The 16,472-nt window shown below is 51.8% G+C and carries 13 protein-coding genes and 5 pseudogenes; all 18 read left to right on the top strand.

What is annotated here, in order from left to right:
- A pseudogene (locus EAI80_RS13320) lies at positions 1-181 on the top strand (hypothetical protein); the annotation flags it as partial.
- 257 nt (positions 182-438) lie between these two features.
- Positions 439-1,812: a ParB/RepB/Spo0J family partition protein gene (locus EAI80_RS03900; protein WP_202976597.1), complete on the top strand. Its 1,374-nt coding sequence runs from the start codon at positions 439-441 to the stop codon at positions 1,810-1,812.
- Between the two features lie 309 nt (positions 1,813-2,121).
- Positions 2,122-2,478, top strand: coding sequence for a hypothetical protein (locus tag EAI80_RS03895; RefSeq protein ID WP_192923995.1), 357 nt, complete (start codon positions 2,122-2,124; stop codon positions 2,476-2,478).
- Positions 2,465-3,550, top strand: coding sequence for a DNA cytosine methyltransferase (locus EAI80_RS03890; RefSeq protein WP_129980997.1), 1,086 nt, complete (start codon positions 2,465-2,467; stop codon positions 3,548-3,550). The genes EAI80_RS03895 and EAI80_RS03890 overlap by 14 nt, the downstream gene beginning before the upstream one ends.
- Positions 3,551-3,554: 4 nt before the next feature.
- Positions 3,555-4,268, top strand: a complete 714-nt coding sequence (locus EAI80_RS03885; RefSeq protein ID WP_015555149.1) for an antirestriction protein ArdA — start codon at positions 3,555-3,557, stop codon at positions 4,266-4,268.
- Between the two features lie 26 nt (positions 4,269-4,294).
- The gene (locus EAI80_RS03880) at positions 4,295-5,332 is read left to right on the top strand and encodes a hypothetical protein (RefSeq protein WP_202976596.1); all 1,038 of its coding nucleotides are present in this window, start codon (positions 4,295-4,297) and stop codon (positions 5,330-5,332) included.
- Between the two features lie 91 nt (positions 5,333-5,423).
- Positions 5,424-5,894 carry a PcfB family protein gene (locus EAI80_RS03875; protein WP_129980995.1) on the top strand — a complete coding sequence of 157 codons (471 nt, stop codon included), beginning with the start codon at positions 5,424-5,426 and terminating at the stop codon, positions 5,892-5,894.
- Positions 5,891-6,637: pseudogene (locus tag EAI80_RS03870) on the top strand (type IV secretory system conjugative DNA transfer family protein); the annotation flags it as partial. The gene EAI80_RS03875 and the pseudogene EAI80_RS03870, both read left to right, overlap by 4 nt.
- Positions 6,638-7,316: 679 nt before the next feature.
- On the top strand, positions 7,317-9,227 hold the full coding sequence (gene ltrA / locus EAI80_RS03860; RefSeq protein ID WP_113998925.1) for a group II intron reverse transcriptase/maturase: 1,911 nt from the start codon (positions 7,317-7,319) through the stop codon (positions 9,225-9,227).
- A gap of 132 nt (positions 9,228-9,359) precedes the next feature.
- A pseudogene (locus EAI80_RS03855) lies at positions 9,360-10,457 on the top strand (TraM recognition domain-containing protein); the annotation flags it as partial.
- 89 nt (positions 10,458-10,546) lie between these two features.
- Positions 10,547-10,762 (top strand): Maff2 family protein, encoded by a 216-nt coding sequence (locus EAI80_RS03850; protein ID WP_016306504.1) that lies wholly within the window; start codon positions 10,547-10,549, stop codon positions 10,760-10,762.
- 41 nt (positions 10,763-10,803) lie between these two features.
- Positions 10,804-11,394, top strand: a pseudogene (locus tag EAI80_RS03845) (CD0415/CD1112 family protein); the annotation flags it as partial.
- Between the two features lie 653 nt (positions 11,395-12,047).
- Positions 12,048-13,880: a reverse transcriptase/maturase family protein gene (locus tag EAI80_RS03840; RefSeq protein ID WP_129980993.1), complete on the top strand. Its 1,833-nt coding sequence runs from the start codon at positions 12,048-12,050 to the stop codon at positions 13,878-13,880.
- A 102-nt stretch (positions 13,881-13,982) separates the two neighbouring features.
- A pseudogene (locus EAI80_RS03835) lies at positions 13,983-14,258 on the top strand (hypothetical protein); the annotation flags it as partial.
- 41 nt (positions 14,259-14,299) lie between these two features.
- Positions 14,300-14,839 carry an MT-A70 family methyltransferase gene (locus EAI80_RS03830; protein WP_129980992.1) on the top strand — a complete coding sequence of 180 codons (540 nt, stop codon included), beginning with the start codon at positions 14,300-14,302 and terminating at the stop codon, positions 14,837-14,839.
- 42 nt (positions 14,840-14,881) lie between these two features.
- A complete protein-coding gene (locus tag EAI80_RS03825) occupies positions 14,882-15,304 on the top strand; it encodes a SpoVG family protein (protein ID WP_238634392.1) in 423 nt (140 codons plus the stop codon).
- Positions 15,305-15,313: 9 nt separating this feature from the next.
- Positions 15,314-15,967 carry a hypothetical protein gene (locus EAI80_RS03820; RefSeq protein WP_129980990.1) on the top strand — a complete coding sequence of 218 codons (654 nt, stop codon included), beginning with the start codon at positions 15,314-15,316 and terminating at the stop codon, positions 15,965-15,967.
- A gap of 44 nt (positions 15,968-16,011) precedes the next feature.
- On the top strand, positions 16,012-16,398 hold the full coding sequence (locus tag EAI80_RS03815) for a PrgI family protein (protein WP_129980989.1): 387 nt from the start codon (positions 16,012-16,014) through the stop codon (positions 16,396-16,398).
- Positions 16,399-16,472: the final 74 nt, after the last annotated feature.

Here is a 16,472-nt window from a genome sequence, read left to right as displayed (position 1 = left end):
AAGAATGATGCTTGTCAGTATATACCATATGATTCTTACTGGAGAGACATTTAATCCTTCAGATTATGAATCATTTAAAAATCCTAAGCCACCTATAAAGCAACAAGTTTTAACAGAAGAATCAGCGATAGAGTTTCTTAAGAAATCAGGTTTTGACGTTTCTAAATTAACTAAACCATAATATTCAATTATTCTATTTTTTCTAAATTATTCAAACTTATTTTTAAGTTTGTCTTTTTTTATACGTTTGCAACGGTGTACAAAGGGAACATAATAAAAAACTTAATAATGGACTGCCAATCTTACACAAAGTACCGCCCAAACGAGACTACGGGCGGTATTTTTGTATCATGGCGGAGAAAGGAGGAACTTCCCACGGGGGCTTGACTGAAAAGTTGAGCCCCTTTTTTCATGCCCAAAAACAGGAGGTAAATGCTTATGGCAGATGATAAAACCACAAAAACGCCGGAACAGCCGGTAACGGATAGCGGGTCGGGCAAGGAAACGTCTCCCGCTCCCCCAAAAGAGCCGGAGAAAGTTTCCGTTTCCCCGGAGCCGGAAAAAAAGACGGAACCAGAGGTAAAGAACCCACAGGTTTCTGTCTATAACTTCGCTGAAATTATGAAGGAAAAGAAAGCCGAGGAACGGGCGGCAGCTCCCGGCGGGGAAAAGCCTGCCCCGGCAAAAGCGGAGAAACCGGAAAAGCAGCCGGAGACTCCGAAAAAAGCGGAGGAAAAACCCAAAGAGCCGGAACAGCCGAAGCGCCGGGGCCGTCCCCCGAAAGCAGATAAGGACAAGGACGCAGCCCTGAAGCCCAAAGCTCCCGCACAGAAACCGGAAAAGGCGGTCAAAAAGGAACCGGAGAAAAAAACGGCTCCCACGGTGCAGACCGCTCCCACTCCGAAGGAACCCGAAAAGCCGAAGGATGCACCACGCCGGGGCAAGGAGCAGATCGTCTATATCAAGCTGAACGAGCTCTACGCCTTCAAGAACCATCCCTTTGAAGTCCGGGATGATGAAGAAATGCGGGCTATGGTGTCCAGCGTTAAGGACAAGGGCGTGACCCAGCCCGCTATTGTCCGTCCCCGTGAGGATGGCGGCTATGAGATCGTGTCCGGCCACCGCCGCCAGAAAGCCAGCGAGCTTGCCGGGTATGCGGATATGCCCTGTATCGTCCGAAACCTGACAGACGATGAAGCCATCACACAGATGGTCGAGGACAATCTCAACCAGCGTGAAGAAATCCTACCCAGTGAGCGGGCCAAAGCCTTGAAAATGCAGCTTGAGGCAATCAAGCACCAGGGTTCCCGCACTTCGGGCCAGATTGACCCGAAGGACGCAGGAAAACGCTCCAACGAAATTGTGGCCGAGCGGAACAAGATGGCTGTCAAACAGGTGCAGCGGTATATCCGGCTCAATGAGCTGGTTCCCGACCTGATGAAGCTGATGGATGAAAAAAAGCTGGGCTTTACTACGGCGGTGGAGCTTTCCTATATCGGCAAGAAGAACCAGAACTATATCGCCGTCGCCATTGACAGCCAGCAGTCCTCGCCTTCACAGGCGCAGGCAAAGCGTATGCGTGAGCTGGACGAAAAGAAGCTGCTCAACGGGGATGTGATCGACGGCATTATGATGGAGGACAAAAAGGAGGTAGACAAAGTGATTTTGACAGGCGCGGAACTGAGCAAGTATTTCGGCAAGGAAACTACGCCGAGGGAAATGAAGGACCAGATCATCAAGCTGCTGGACGACTGGAAGGGTCAGCAGAAGGAACATGAAAAGCCGGAGAAGAAAACCGAACAGGAAAAGTAAGCCCAAACTTCGGGTCAGCATGGCCCGAGGATTGCGGGGCTCTGCCCCGCGCCCCGAAGCTCTGGAGATATAAATTATTCCCCGTCGCCAGTTATTCCGTAGCATAGCCGGGAAAATCAGTCAAGGGCAGCGCCGCCGCAGGCGGTGCCAGAGGCACCCTTGACGGATTTCTCCCGGTTATGCTTTTTCCCGGTCAAGCGACGGGGATATAAATTCTCCAGAGCCGTTCCCCTTCCCGGGGGAAGGGGCGGAGGGGTTGGGCGAACTCTTGCTTTTCCCTAAACCAAAACAGAAATGGAGGCTCAACCAATGAAACGACCTTTAGCGTACCTGACCGCCGCATGGAGCGGCGAGCCGGATGTTGATATGGAGCTGGCGGCCCACTACTGCCGTCTTGCTTATGAGGCGGGCTTTTCCCCGATCTGCCCGCTCTTGTACCTGCCGCTGTTTTTGAATGACAGCGTTCCCGAGGAACATAAGGCCGGGATTGATATGCGCCGGGATATGCTGCGGCGCTCCCATACCCTGATCGTCTGCGGCAGCGCTGTGGACGAGGATGTAAAAAACGATATTGCGGTTGCCGGGCGGCTGGGCATTGCGGCGACCACACTGGAAGGGGTGCTTGCCGTGAAGGGACACGGCACCCCGAGCCATGCCGGACATTAAGCTGGGGAGCCTTTTTGACGGGATCGGCGTGTTCCCTCTGGCTGCTTCCCGGTGCGGTATCCGTCCGGTATGGGCCAGCGAGATTGAAAAAGCGCCCATCTCCATAACCAAAAGGCACTTTCCCGACATGGTACATTTGGGGGATATTACGAAGGTGGACGGCGGGAGAATCCCGCCGGTCCATGTGATAACCTTCGGCTCTCCCTGTCAGAACCTTTCTCTGATCGGCAACCGCTCCGGCCTTGCCGGGGCAAAATCAAGCCTGTTCTATCAGGCGTTTCGTATCATACAGGAAATGAGGGATGCTACTGATAACCTATATCCAGCTATCGCTGTTTGGGAAAACGTCATGGGAGCGTTTTCTACAAATGACCGGATGGACTTTAGAGCCGTCCTATCCGCCTTCTCGGACACCGAAGTTCCAATGCCTCCTTCGGGAAGATGGGGAAACGCCGGAATGGTGCGAGGGGGAACGCCTGATGTGTGCTGGCGGCTCATGGACGCCCAGTATTGGGCAGGCACCCGAAGGCTGGCACGAAGGCAGCGGATTTTCGTCGTGGCGGATTTTGGAGGCAGACGTGCCGCAGACATACTATTTAAGCCCCGTCCAATGCTCCCACTTCCTCCGCCTTGCGGAGAGGGCGGGCGGGCCGCCGCCGAAGGAGATCGAACAGCTTCTTTTGAAACAGGGCGGCAGATACCAGTCATCCACCCCTTTCAGTGCTTCCGTATGCGGGGAGCGGCAAAAAGGCAGGAAGAAGCGGCCTTCCGAAACAGCTTCGGATTACCAACTGACCCTTTTCCCACTCTTTTAGCCAGTGATGTAACGCCCTTTGCCTTCTGGTATGAGGACGACCCGGTGGGCGGCTGTATCCGTTTTCTGACGGAAACGGAAAGCGAACGGCTGATGGGGCTGCCGGAGGGCTGGACAAAGTACGGGGCGGACGGCGTGGAGATCCGGCCTCTGCAACGCTACAAGGCGCTGGGGAACGCGATTGCCCTCCCTTGCGCCGATTACATTATGGCCGGGATTTATGAGGTGCTGGCTGACCGGGCCGGAAAGGAGGAATGAGCCCATGTTTGAAGCCTATATAACCAACACCGCCCTGTACCCCTTGATGGGGATTGAGGTAGGGACAACGGTACATTTCCCCACGACGACACAGGAGTTGCAGGCCGCCCTTGCCAAAATCGGGATAGACGGGAAACGGTACAGCGAAGTGTTCTTTACCAGCTTTGACAGCGATGTGCTGGGACTCTACGATCATCTCTACGAATGTGAGAACATCGACGAGCTGAACGAGCTGGGCCACGCCCTGCTGGAAGTACGGGATAAGGGCGGACTGGAAACCTTTGAAGCCGCTCTTGTCTTGGGAAACCACACACGGAGCGTGAAGGATTTGATAAACCTGACGCAGAACCTTGACCTTTACCGCTTTTACCCGGATATTTCCGATGATGAAGGGCTGGGCCGTCTTTACGCCGACGAGCTTGGGACTATCGACATACCGGAGCACATTCAGAACTACTTCGATTATGAAGCATACGGGCGGGATGTGCGTATCAACGAGGGCGGCGTATTCGCTCCCGGTGGGTATGTGTCGGCAGTCCCGGAGGGCTTCAAGGAGTATTACCACGGGCCGCAGGACATTCCGCCGGAACACCGGATATTTGCCTATCCTGAAAAGGCCGAGCCTGTCCACTCCATTCTCGCTGCACTCAAACGGTTTCAAGAAGCCCCGCCCGCTCCGAAAAAGGACAAGGCGGGGCCTTCCCATGAAGAACGGTAAGACTTCGGGCCAGCATGGCCCGAAGCATGAAGGAGGTGCATACCATCAACTATTACCCTATCAATGAAGGAGCCGCCCGCCGGGCAAAAGAAATGAACAGCTTTTCCGACTACAAGGAAGGGAGCGCAACGGCGGAATACCGGGCAATGGTGGACAAGGCCGCCGCCATAGCGGAAAAGCAGAAATCCCGGGTGGACCCCATGTACCATGAGAAGATCGACCATCTGTTAGACACCTACGCCCGCAAGCTGGCCGAAAACATGAACCAGGGCTTTGCCATTGACGCAAGGGTTCCCTCTGTGATGATCGCCGGACCTGCCAATTTCCCGGTGGGAAAGAAGGAAAAACAGAACCGGGCTCGGGACAGCAACATGGAGGAATGGCGGTATATTCAAGGGCTGCTGGATAAGATACGCAGTACCGGCATGGGCGGGATCAGCGCCGATGACCCGGCAGCGATTGAAAAGCTCCAGAAGAAGCTGGACGGGCTGGAACGCTCCCAGCTCATTATGAAGGAGGTCAACGCCTATTACCGCAAGCATGGCAAACTGGATGGCTGTGCGCTGCTGTCGCCGGACCAGATCGAAAAGCTGAAAGCAAGCATGGCGTCAAGCTGGCGGAGCGACCCGAGGCCCTTTGAAAGCTACCAGCTTACCAACAACAACGCGGAGATCCGCCGGGTAAAGGCGCGTATCGAACAGCTTTCCAAACAGGCGCAGCGGGAGTTTTCCGGCTGGGAGTTCGACGGGGGTCGTGTGGAGATGAACCGGGAGGACAACCGCTTGCAGGTATTCTTTGATGGAAAGCCTGACGCGGACACCCGGGCCGAGTTGAAAAGCAGCGGCTTTCGCTGGGCTCCCAGCGTAGGCGCATGGCAGAGGCAGCTCACGGACAACGCCATCCGGGCGGCTGACCGGCTGGAATGTATCAAGCCGCTGTCCGGCGAAAAGCCCTCCCAGCTTCAAAAGAAGCCCTCTATCTTGCAGACCATGCGGGAACAGGGCGAAAAAGTCCAGACGGAGCCGGAAAAGAAAGCTCCGTCCGGCAGGGATGCCGAGCGGTAAGCCTCGGGCCACATTGGCCCGAGGTTTTCTGTTCCCCGAGATTGTACGGGGGCCTCCCGGATAGCGGGGACCCCGACGGAAAGGAGGTTTTATGCAGGAAGAAGTAAACCAAAAAACAGTTGCCCTTTCGATCAGGACAACGAAGCTCACGGGAAAAGTGCTGGCTGCCGCTCTTGGGAAGGTAGCGCGGGCGGTGCAAAAGCACCATCGGAAGGCACTGACCCCGCAGGGACGCCAGAGCGTGAAAAAGCTGATGAACCACTATGGCGGCAAAAGCACCATGCCCTATGTGGGAGCTCCAAAGGATTTTGACCGGATTGCGAAGGAGTTCCATGTGGACTACGCTTTCCATAAAGTGAGCCCCGGTCATTACCTGCTGTTTTTCAAAGCCAATCAGGCGGACGCCATCACGGCGGCCTTCCAGAAGTACAGCGCAAAGGTGCTGAACAAAGAGCAGGACAAGGCTTCCATCCTCGGTCAGCTTCGGAAATTCACGGAGCAGATCAGGACACAGGCAAAGGAAAAGCAGCGGACCAGAGAGGCGGTGAAGGACGGACGTTGAGTGACAAGATCAGAAAATATGTGCTCCCAAACCTGCCGTACCTCTTTGTGTTCTGGTTTTTCTCCAAAATCGGGACGGCCTACCGGATCGCCCCCGGCACAGACTTCGGGACAAAGCTCATGGGGATGCTCGACACCTTCCCAAAAGCCTTTGAAACCTACTGGCCGGGGCTGGGCGGTATTGACCTGCTGGTGGGCCTTGCCGGTGCGGCTGGGATGTATCTGCTGATACAGTCAAAGATCAGGCAGGCGAAAAAATTCCGACGGGATGCGGAATACGGCACCGCCCGCTTTGGAACAAAGGAGGATATAAAGCCGTTTGTTGACCCAAAATTTCAGAACAATGTCATTCTGACCGGGACGGAGTTCCTTACCATGAACACCCGTCCGAAGATACCCGCCAATGCCCGGAACCTGAACGCCTGTGTCATCGGCTCGTCCGGCTCGGGAAAGACAAGGTTCTGGCTGACCCCGCAGCTCCTTCAAGCCCATTCCTCGTATGTGGTGGTAGACCCGAAGGGCGGCACCCTCGACCAGTGCGGGCGGTTTCTGCAACGGGAGAAATACAGGGTGCGGGTGTTCAACAGTATCGACTTTTCAAAATCCATGCACTACAATCCGCTGGCCTATATCAAGACGGAAAGCGATGTTTTGAAATTCGTTACCGCCCTGATCGCCAACACCAAAGGCGACGGCAAGGAGGGCGACGAGTTCTGGACTAGTGCGACTCGTTCGCAGACGGTAAAAAGTCTGCGCACGAGCAACGGTTTTCCGTTGTTCGGAGAACTGGTAGTTTGATAGGTGGAATGACGGGGTAACGCCCTGAAACGCCTACCCTTGATGGGCGTGCATTAGCTGTAATGGCTGGTGTACGAAGCCCCATGACAAAGGCTGAGAGTAACCGTAACCACTGCCTAAAGTGGTCGAAAGCGGTCTGGAGGCAGACTGTGTTACCTATAAGCCGAGAGTCTATAAGATACCTATGGTTAGAATGTTCGCTTTGGCGGGCGGACTGACGAACCTGCGAATGTACAGGTCTAAAAGAAGACCACGCAGAAATGTGTGGGTGCGTTAATGCGCAGTCGGTGTGGTTTAGTAGAAATTGATCCTACGAACGACCATGCTGTGTTACAGGCACAGGCAAGCCGACAGGTCTATAGCAGGAACCTATGGGTATGTATGAACAGATAGAACTATCGGAACGAGGAAAGGCAGCAGATTCCGCAAGGAATAGTCTGACGAAAAACAATAAGCAGACGAACTGCTGCTGAAAAGTAGTGGTCGAACCTATGATGTGCTTGCGTTATGTGAGCTACGGAGGAATGGCCACAAGTCGGTTGAGATAAGCAGGCATTATTCAATCCAACATAAGGATTCGAGTAAGACCAAAAGGGTCACTTTCGCAAAAAGGAGGTGATGCCTTATGCCAAAGAAAAACAAAACTCTATGTGTAGATGACTTACGTCATGCCGAGTATTACGGTATGCAGCCAGTTTTTGATGAACTCTATCATCGAAGTTTGGAGGGAGAAAATTTTACCGACCTTATGGATTTAATTCTGAGCCGGGACAACATTCTTCTGGCATATCGGAACATCAAAGCAAACGGAGGAAGCTACACAGCAGGAACAGACAACAAAAACATCAGTGACATCGGGTGTTTACCGCCCGAAACAGTTGCAGAGAAAGTGAGGTTTATTGTCACAGGAAGTCAGCACGGATACCGCCCAAAGCCGGTAAGACGCAAAGACATTCCGAAACCAAACGGAAAAACCAGACCGTTAGGTATTCCCTGTATCTGGGACAGGCTGGTACAGCAATGTATCAAACAGGTCATAGAGCCAATCTGCGAAGCGAAATTCAGCGACAACAGTTACGGCTTTCGCCCGAACCGTTCCGTGGAACACGCCGTGCAGAAAACTTACACCATGCTTCAACGCATGAACCTGCATTATGTGATTGAGTTTGATATAAAAGGATTTTTCGACAACGTAAATCACAGCAAGCTAATGCGGCAAATATGGGCAATGGGAATACACGACAAACAGTTGATTTTTATTATCAAGCGGATTCTGAAAGCACCGATTAGAATGCCAGACGGCACTACACTCATTCCAGACAAAGGCACTCCGCAAGGCGGTATCATTTCACCGTTGCTTGCCAATATCGTGCTGAATGAACTGGACAAATGGGTTGAGAGCCAATGGCAGAACCACCCTCTTGTAAAGGAATACGGGTATGAGAGGAAAATCAGAAACTCGATTACTTTTGACCGGAGCAAGGCATTCCTCAAAATGAGGAAAACAGGGTTGAAAGAAATGTATATCGTGAGATATGCAGATGATTTCAGAATTTTCTGCCGGAATAAAGAGGACGCTTTGAGAACGAAAGAGGCTGTAACGGCATGGATAACCGAGAGGCTGAGGTTGGAGGTATCGCCAGAGAAAACAAGGATAGTCAATGTTAGAAAACGCTATTCAGAGTTTCTTGGGTTTAAGATACGAGTCAGACCGAAAAGCAGGAAGTACATCGTGCAATCTCATATCTGTGACAAAAAGTTGGAACTGGAAAGGCAAAAACTGGTGGAACAGGCGAAACGAATTGCCCGACCTCCAGAGGGAAAAAGACCTTTGGACGAAATACGGCTGTACAATTCAATGGTTCTGGGAATACAGAATTATTTTCAACTTGCCACCTGCATCAGCATTGATTGCAGGAAAATCCACAGACAGGTCATGACAGTTTTAACAAATCGGCTCAATACAGAAACCGGGTGCAGACTTGTTCGAGAGGGCGGCGCAATGACCGAGAGCGAAAAAGAACGGTTTGGAAAGTCGGCAATGATACGGTATGTATCTGGAATCGACCAACCTATCTACCCTATCGCATACATCAAGAACAAGATACCGATGGCAAAGAAAGCGGCGGTTTGCAGTTACACGGTAGAGGGACGGGCATTGATACACACGAACCTAAGTATGAACTCATCTGTTCTATCAGGTTTGAGGAATCAACCGTCTATGGGGCGAAGCACAGAACTTACTGACAGCAGGATTTCACTATTCTCGGCTCAACGTGGAAAATGTGCGCTAAGTGGGGAACTCTTTGAAAATGCGGCTGACATAGTATGCTGGCTGAAAACACCGGCAGAATTGGGCGGCAAGGAACGCTATCGAAATATGATTTTGTTCCATAATAGATTTCTTCCACTCCTGCAAGAGTGTCCTAAGAATGAGCTAAAAGAGATAGCCGACACGCTCAAGGCAACAAAGGAACTGATGTTAAAAGTGAACAGTCTGCGCCAGCAGGCTGGTTTGTCCGCAATAGAAAACTAACATTTCATTTGGTGATTGATTAAATGCTTGTGAAAACAACCGATGGAACGCCGGATGCGGTGAAAGTCGCACGTCCGGTGTGGAGTGGGGGAAAATCCGGCGATAACTTCAAAGGATTACCTATCACTATAAGCTGAAACCCTCTTGTACTGCGCCCTTGTGGCCTACATCGTCTTTGAGGGGCCGGAGGAAGAACGCAACATGAATACGCTGGTGGAAATGATAAACAGCATGGAAGTCCGGGAGGATGACGAAACCTTCAAAAATGCGGTGGACTATATGTTTGACGGGCTGGAACGACGCAGCCCCCAGCACTTCGCCGTGAGGCAGTATAAGAAATATAAGCTGGCCAGCGGCAAAACAGCCAAAAGCATTTTGATTTCTTGCGGTGCGAGGCTGGCTCCCTTTGATATTCCCCAGCTTAGGGAGATCATGTCCTATGACGAGCTGGAGCTGGATAAACTGGGGGATGAAAAATCGGCGCTGTTCTTCCTTATCAGCGACACGGACACCACCTACAATTTTTTGGTTGCCCTTGCTTTTTCGCAGATGTTCAACCTTCTGTGTGAACGGGCTGACAACACCTATGGCGGGCGTCTGCCCTACCATGTGCGGGTGCTGTGGGACGAGGCAGCCAATACCGGGCAGGTGCCGGGGCTGGAAAAGATCGTGGCCGTCATCCGCTCCCGGGAGATCAGCCTGACGCTCTTTTATCAGGCTATGAGCCAGTGCAAGGCATTGTACAAAGACCATTCCGAAACCATCATGGGAAACATGGACAGTATCGTGTTCCTCGGAGGCCGGGAGGCTTCCACCCTAAAGGATATTTCGGAAAACTGGCTGGGCAAGGCCACCATCTCCATGCAGACCGAGGGCCGAAGCCGGGGACAGTCTGAAAGTTACAGCCAAAATATGCAGCGGCTTGGCCGGGAACTGATGACCACCAGCGAGATCACCACCATGCCCGGGGATAAATGTATCTTGCAGCTTAGGGGGCTCCCGCCCTTCCTATCTCCGAAGTATGACTTGAAAAAGCACCCGAATTACAAGTACACAGCCGAATTTGATAAAAAGACAAACGCCTTCCGCTTGGAAAGCCTGTTCCGCCACCGGCCATTGAGACTAAAGCCGGAGGACGAATACACGGTGTACGAAGTGGACGGCTCCGACATAGACGAAGAAGCTGACCTGTTGAATTTCGACGATCTGGACAGCGACGAGTTTGTGTAACTTCGGGCCATGATGGCCCGAAGCGCCGCCGATGTGGGCGGCTTTTTTTGTACCCAAAACCATCAAACAAACAAAATGGAGGAACGTATATGGAATTTTTCAATCAGGCAATCGACATTCTTAAAATTCTGGTCATGGCTCTTGGCGCCGGTCTGGCGGTGTGGGGCGTCATCAACCTTCTGGAAGGTTACGGGTCGGACAACCCTGCGGCAAAATCACAGGGCATTAAGCAGCTCATGGCAGGCGGCGGTGTCGTTCTGATCGGCCTTCAGCTTATCCCTCTGCTGTCCGGCCTGTTCAGCTAAGTGTTACCCGTTGTCCCTTTTTCCAGAAAAGGAGCTGATGTATGGACTTTATCATCGACGCAATCGTTGAATGGCTGAAAGGTCTGCTCGTCGATGGTATCATGGGAAATCTGGACGGCCTTTTCGATAACGTCAATCAGAGCGTTGGCGAGATCGCCACACAGGTAGGCACGACCCCGGCGGACTGGAACGCCGGGGTCTTTTCCATGATACGACAGATCTCTGAAACTGCCATTCTGCCAATCGCCGGGGTCATCCTCACTTTTGTAATGACTTATGAGCTGATACAGATGCTTATAGAACGCAACAACCTCCATGAAGTTGACACATGGATGTTTTTTAAGTGGGTGTTCAAAACCTTTGTGGCTGTGATGATCCTGACGAATACCTTTAATATCGTGCTGGCGGTCTTTGATGTGAGCCAGCATGTGATCCAGCAGTCAGCGGGCATTATCCAGAACGGGACAGAGATCACGCCGGATGTGCTGGACAGTCTGCGGACAGAGCTTGAGGCGATGGAGTTAGGCCCTCTGTTCGGACTCTGGCTCCAGTCCTTCCTGATCCAGCTTACCATGATTGCCTTAAACATCGTGATCTTCGTTATCGTATATGGCCGTATGATTGAAATTTATTGCGCGTCCAGAAGCGCCGCTTTTCATCCAAAGGCGGTGTGCGGGCATTTTGGGAACCCGGCTTTAGCAAGCCGGTAAAGAAAAGTATCAAAGACGTGAAAAGCGTCACTTTAGCGTCATCCGATTTACCCCGGAGGGAAACCACAAGGGGGACAATAGCGTATCGGAAAAATCGCAAGTTGGGAAAACCATCTACCCACGACTGAGCGGCAAGACGCAACATTGTGAATGAGGAGCAAGGCTAAACTGCTTTAAGGGCAGTCCGAGGCGGGATACTCGACCCGGCGGCGCAGGATGGTTGTATTCGCCGTATGTCATAGCGGAATGTGACAGGTAAACACAGACCGCACGATACTTATGACAGCCAGCCGCAGTAAGCGGAAAAGGACGAAAACCCACTACCGACATCACAATACGCTTTTCCCAAAGTGTCTAACTGGAGATTGCCTAAACCGGAACGCCGGAACTATCCGGCTATGCGTAATGCCGCAAGGCGATAAATTTCAAGGGGTAAAAACCCAAGAAAGATGACGCTGAATATCCGGCATGGCAACGGAGCCTCCGTAGTAGTCCGAGGGCGGGAAAGCCGTCTACATGGCGAAGGGAGGCAGGATGTCAACCAATTCATAAAAAGGAAAGGTGCGTGAGGCATTATGAGAAGTCCTGAAAATGTGTTGGAAAGCCTAAAATCCAAGGCGTGTAACAAGAGTTACAAGTACGAGCGGTTATACCGCAACCTGTACAATCCACAATTCTATCTGCTGGCATATCAGCGGATACAGGCGAAACCAGGCAACATGACAGCCGGAACAGACGGCAAAACCATTGACGGAATGGGAATGGCAAGGATAAACGCCCTCATTGAAAAGATGCGGGATTTTAGTTATCAGCCTAACCCGGCAAGGAGAACGTATATCCCGAAATCCAATGGGAAAATGCGTCCTCTGGGGATACCGTCATTCGACGATAAACTGATACAGGAGGTGGTGCGGCTCATCTTAGAGAGTATTTATGAGCCAACCTTTAGCGACTATTCCCACGGTTTCCGTATAAACAGAAGCTGCCATACGGCACTCAAATATGTGCAGAAATATTTTACGGGGACAAAGTGGTTCGTTGAGGGAGATATAAAGGGCTGTTTTGACAACGTAGACCATCATGTGTTGATTGCTATTTTGCGAAAGCGGATTGCAGATGAATATTTCATCGGTCTGCTCTGGAAGTTCTTGAAAGCCGGATATATGGAGGATTGGAATTATCACAATACTTATTCCGGTACTCCGCAAGGCTCCATCATCAGCCCAATCCTTGCAAACATCTACATGAACGAACTGGACAGTTATATGGCAGAGTATGCAGAGAAATTCAACTGCGGAAACCGCCGTAAAATCAATCCTGCGTTCAAGAAGAAGCTGGATGTCTGCCGGGGGAAAGAACAAAGGCTTAAAAGAAATCTCTCTAAAATGAGCGAGGAAGAAAAAGAGGGCTTAATTGCAGAAATCCGGGAACTGCGGCGTAGTCTGAAATCTATGCCGTATAGCGACCAGATGGACGATAGCTATAAACGGATTTGCTATATCCGATATGCCGATGATTTCTTAATTGGAGTTATCGGCAGCAAAGAGGACGCAGAACAGATTAAACAAGATGTAGGCTGCTTTATCCGGGACAAACTCCATCTGGAAATGTCCGAGGAAAAGACATTGATTACTCATGGACACGACGCTGCGAAGTTCTTGGGATATGAGGTCACAATCGCCAAAGGCGAACACAACAAAAAGACCAAAACCGGGGCTACCAGACGGGTAAACAATGGAAAAGTCTTACTTTATGTTCCCCATGATAAGTGGGTAAAACGACTGTTCTCCTACAATGCCCTCAAGATTAAATACGACAAACAAAATGGAAACAAAGAGGTTTGGGAACCTGTCCGGCGCACTCGCCTGTTGCACTTGGACGATTTGGAAATCTTAAACCAGTACAACGCAGAAATTCATGGATTGTATAACTACTACCGACTTGCAAACAACGTGTCTGTACTCAATAACTTCTACTATGTAATGAGATACAGTATGCTCAAAACCTTTGCTGGAAAATATCGGACACGAATCAGCAGAATTATCCGCAAGTACCGTCAAGGGAAAGATTTTGTTGTGGAGTATCCGAAGAAAAACGGCAAGGTGGGAAAAGTGCTGTTCTACAATGACGGTTTCCGCCGGAATACCAAAGTAGAAAGCGGAAATCCCGATATAGTAGCACGAGCCGTTGAGAATTATGGACGCAACAGCCTGATTAAAAGACTGCAAGCGAACCAATGCGAGTGGTGCGGCGCAGAAAATGTGCCGCTTGAAATACACCATGTACGAAAACTCAAAGATTTAAGTGGCAGAAAACAATGGGAAATCGCCATGATTGGGCGTAAGCGCAAGACAATGGCACTCTGCGTCTACTGTCACGATAAGTTACACGCTGGGAAATTAGACTGACATCTGGAGAGCCGGATACGCTGAGAGGTGTAAGTCCGGTTCGGAGGGGAGTTCTCGGAAACCTACCATAGTGATATGGTAAGGCGCCGGGTTCTTACCCTACTACTCACAAGTTTAGCGCCTATCCCGTTTGCCACCGTCCCCAACAGGGAAACCGGGCACATGGGGCAGAACTATTTCCGCTCCCTCTTTGCGGTGGGCTTTCAAGGTCTATTGATCTTAGTCTGTGTCGCCATCTATGCGGTGCTGATCCAGAGTATCGCCACCGACGGCGACCCCATCGGGGCGATCTGGGGCTGCGTGGGATATACAGTGCTGCTGTGTTTTACCTTATTCAAAACAGGCAGTCTTGCAAAATCCATCTTCGGCTGCCATTAAGAGACTTCGGGCCATGTTGACCCGAAGCAGAAAGGAGGATCATGCCGAAAGAAAAATTTTCAATAATCTATGCAGATCCACCGTGGCGGTATGAACAGAAAAACAGGCAGGGATCAGCAGAGCTTCATTATCCCACTATGAGTATTGAAGAAATCTGTTCCCTTCCGGTAGCCGACTTGGCTGCAAAAGACAGCGTTCTGTTTCTGTGGGCAACATTCCCGCAACTGCCGGAAGCCTTAAAGGTCATTAAAGCATGGGGCTTTTCTTATCGTTCTGTGGCTTTTGTATGGATAAAGAGGAACCGGCGCTCCTACTCATGGTTCTACGGTCTGGGGTACTGGACCAGAGGCAATGCAGAAATTTGTCTTTTAGCCATAAAAGGACATCCGAAGCGTAAGTCTGCTGGTGTCCATCAGCTTATTGTTTCCCCGATAGAGCGCCACAGCAAAAAGCCGGACGAGGCCAGACAGAAAATTGTAGAACTGATGGGCGATATACCACGAGTGGAATTGTTCGCCAGAGAAAAAAAGCCCGGATGGGACGTGTGGGGAAACGAAGTTGAAAGCACTGTAAACTTGTAACAGCTTCGGGCCATGCTGACCCGAAGCGGAAAGGAGAAATCCATGCAGGAAAAAACTGCGGGCGGAACACCAGCCGCCCCTATAAAGCTGGATGTAAGCGTGCGGGTCATCGAACCTGTGAAAAACCTCATGGGCTTTGCCAGCGTGAAATTCAATGACTGCTTTGTGGTGGAAAATCTGAAAATCGTACAGGGCAGCAAGGGCCTCTTTCTTGGGATGCCCAGCCAGCCGGACGGTAAAGGCGGCTACCGGGATATGGCCTACCCTGTCACAAGGGAGTTCCGGGAACAGCTCAACACCGCTGTTCTGCAAGCCTATGAGGCAAAGCTGGAACAGATGGCGGAGCGCGGCTCTGTGGGGCGTGCGTCCATCAGCGACCAGCTCAAAGCTGGAAAAGCGGCTGCCGAACAGGCAAAGGCAGAACGGCCTCCGAAGGAAAAGCTCAGCCGCAGCGCAGAGCGTTGACCTCGGGCCATGCTGGCCCGAAGCAGAAAGGAGGCGGGAACCATGCCACGCAAACGGACGGGCTATGACGCGGCCTGCTATTACGACGGAAAACTGCTGGGCCGCTGTACCAAAGCGGACAGCGACGCCTATACCCTGTTGATGAACGCCTGCGGCGGGGAGGCCGCCCGTGTCCTTCGGGAATATGCCTATTTTTCCCCGGAACTTCGCGCCATCTTAGAAAAGGCGGCGCTCATGCAGGCGGACCGGAACCGGACGGGCGGAATGTTCCATGCGCCGAAAAGTTCCCCGTGGGGCGAGGTGCAGAATTGTGAAACCCTCTGTCCGGGGGTGTTTTTGGTATCTACCGCCAGCCACGGCGGAACGATGGTGGCAAACGAGGTAGCCGCCGTCCTCTCCCCAGCGGCCAAAAAATGCGGCTTCAAGGATAAGGGCTATATCTGCTATGAGGAGGACGCACAGGAAAGCGTAGTGCTCCGGGAACTGCTGGATAAAAAGCTGTGGAACATCCCTGACCGCATTAAGGACAAAGAGCAGTTTGAGGAAAACCTCAATCAGTCCATCCGGCAATACAACCCCGAATACTGGCGGGCAAGGCAGAGCGGACGAGAAGCCGCCGAAGCTGCCCGCAGCACAGCCCCGGCCAAAGAGGCCGCAAGATAACCTCGGGCCATACTGGCCCGAAGCAGTAAAGGAGGTGTACCCAAATGGCCTATGTGCCAGTACCAAAAGACCTTTCCAAAATTAAGACAAAGCTGGCCTTCAATCTGACGAAGCGCCAGCTTGTTTGTTTTTCCGGCGCGGCGGCGGTAGGGCTCCCGGCCTACCTGCTTTCCCGTGGAAGTATCGGGAACAGCGCCGCTATGTTCCTGATGATCAGCCTCATGCTCCCGTTTTTCTTTCTGGCTATGTATGAGCGGGACGGTCTGCCATTGGAAAAAGTGCTGAAAAACATCATCCGCACCCGGTTCCTTTATCCCCGTGTGCGGCCTTACGAAACCGAAAACTTCTATGCGCTGTTTAGCGCCAGAAAGGAGGCGCAGCCGATTGCGAAACAGAAAAAGGGCCGGAATGCCCGCAGGCAGAAAGCCTGAAAAGCAGGGCCTTCTCGGCCTGTTCACGAAAGGAAAGAACATTCCAACCACTGCCCAGCAGACACTCCCTTACC

Origin of the sequence: Catenibacterium sp. co_0103 (assembly GCF_004168205.1) — a bacterium.
Lineage (GTDB): Bacteria > Bacillota_I > Bacilli_A > Erysipelotrichales > Coprobacillaceae > Catenibacterium > Catenibacterium mitsuoka_A.
Note: the sequence above shows the minus strand (reverse complement) of the source record. Positions and strands in the feature narration are given on the sequence as shown.

What these genes read in the sequence shown, in the direction of transcription:
- EAI80_RS03820 (WP_129980990.1), top strand. Translation starts at nt 15,314, where the DNA reads ATGCTGGCCCGAAGCAGAAAGGAGGCGGGAACCATGCCACGCAAACGG.
- EAI80_RS03885 (WP_015555149.1), top strand. Translation starts at nt 3,555, where the DNA reads ATGTTTGAAGCCTATATAACCAACACCGCCCTGTACCCCTTGATGGGG.
- EAI80_RS03815 (WP_129980989.1), top strand. Translation starts at nt 16,012, where the DNA reads ATGGCCTATGTGCCAGTACCAAAAGACCTTTCCAAAATTAAGACAAAG.
- EAI80_RS03880 (WP_202976596.1), top strand. Translation starts at nt 4,295, where the DNA reads ATGAAGGAGGTGCATACCATCAACTATTACCCTATCAATGAAGGAGCC.
- ltrA (WP_113998925.1), top strand. Translation starts at nt 7,317, where the DNA reads ATGCCAAAGAAAAACAAAACTCTATGTGTAGATGACTTACGTCATGCC.
- EAI80_RS03850 (WP_016306504.1), top strand. Translation starts at nt 10,547, where the DNA reads ATGGAATTTTTCAATCAGGCAATCGACATTCTTAAAATTCTGGTCATG.
- EAI80_RS03825 (WP_238634392.1), top strand. Translation starts at nt 14,882, where the DNA reads ATGCAGGAAAAAACTGCGGGCGGAACACCAGCCGCCCCTATAAAGCTG.
- EAI80_RS03895 (WP_192923995.1), top strand. Translation starts at nt 2,122, where the DNA reads ATGAAACGACCTTTAGCGTACCTGACCGCCGCATGGAGCGGCGAGCCG.
- EAI80_RS03890 (WP_129980997.1), top strand. Translation starts at nt 2,465, where the DNA reads ATGCCGGACATTAAGCTGGGGAGCCTTTTTGACGGGATCGGCGTGTTC.
- EAI80_RS03875 (WP_129980995.1), top strand. Translation starts at nt 5,424, where the DNA reads ATGCAGGAAGAAGTAAACCAAAAAACAGTTGCCCTTTCGATCAGGACA.
- EAI80_RS03840 (WP_129980993.1), top strand. Translation starts at nt 12,048, where the DNA reads ATGAGAAGTCCTGAAAATGTGTTGGAAAGCCTAAAATCCAAGGCGTGT.
- EAI80_RS03900 (WP_202976597.1), top strand. Translation starts at nt 439, where the DNA reads ATGGCAGATGATAAAACCACAAAAACGCCGGAACAGCCGGTAACGGAT.
- EAI80_RS03830 (WP_129980992.1), top strand. Translation starts at nt 14,300, where the DNA reads ATGCCGAAAGAAAAATTTTCAATAATCTATGCAGATCCACCGTGGCGG.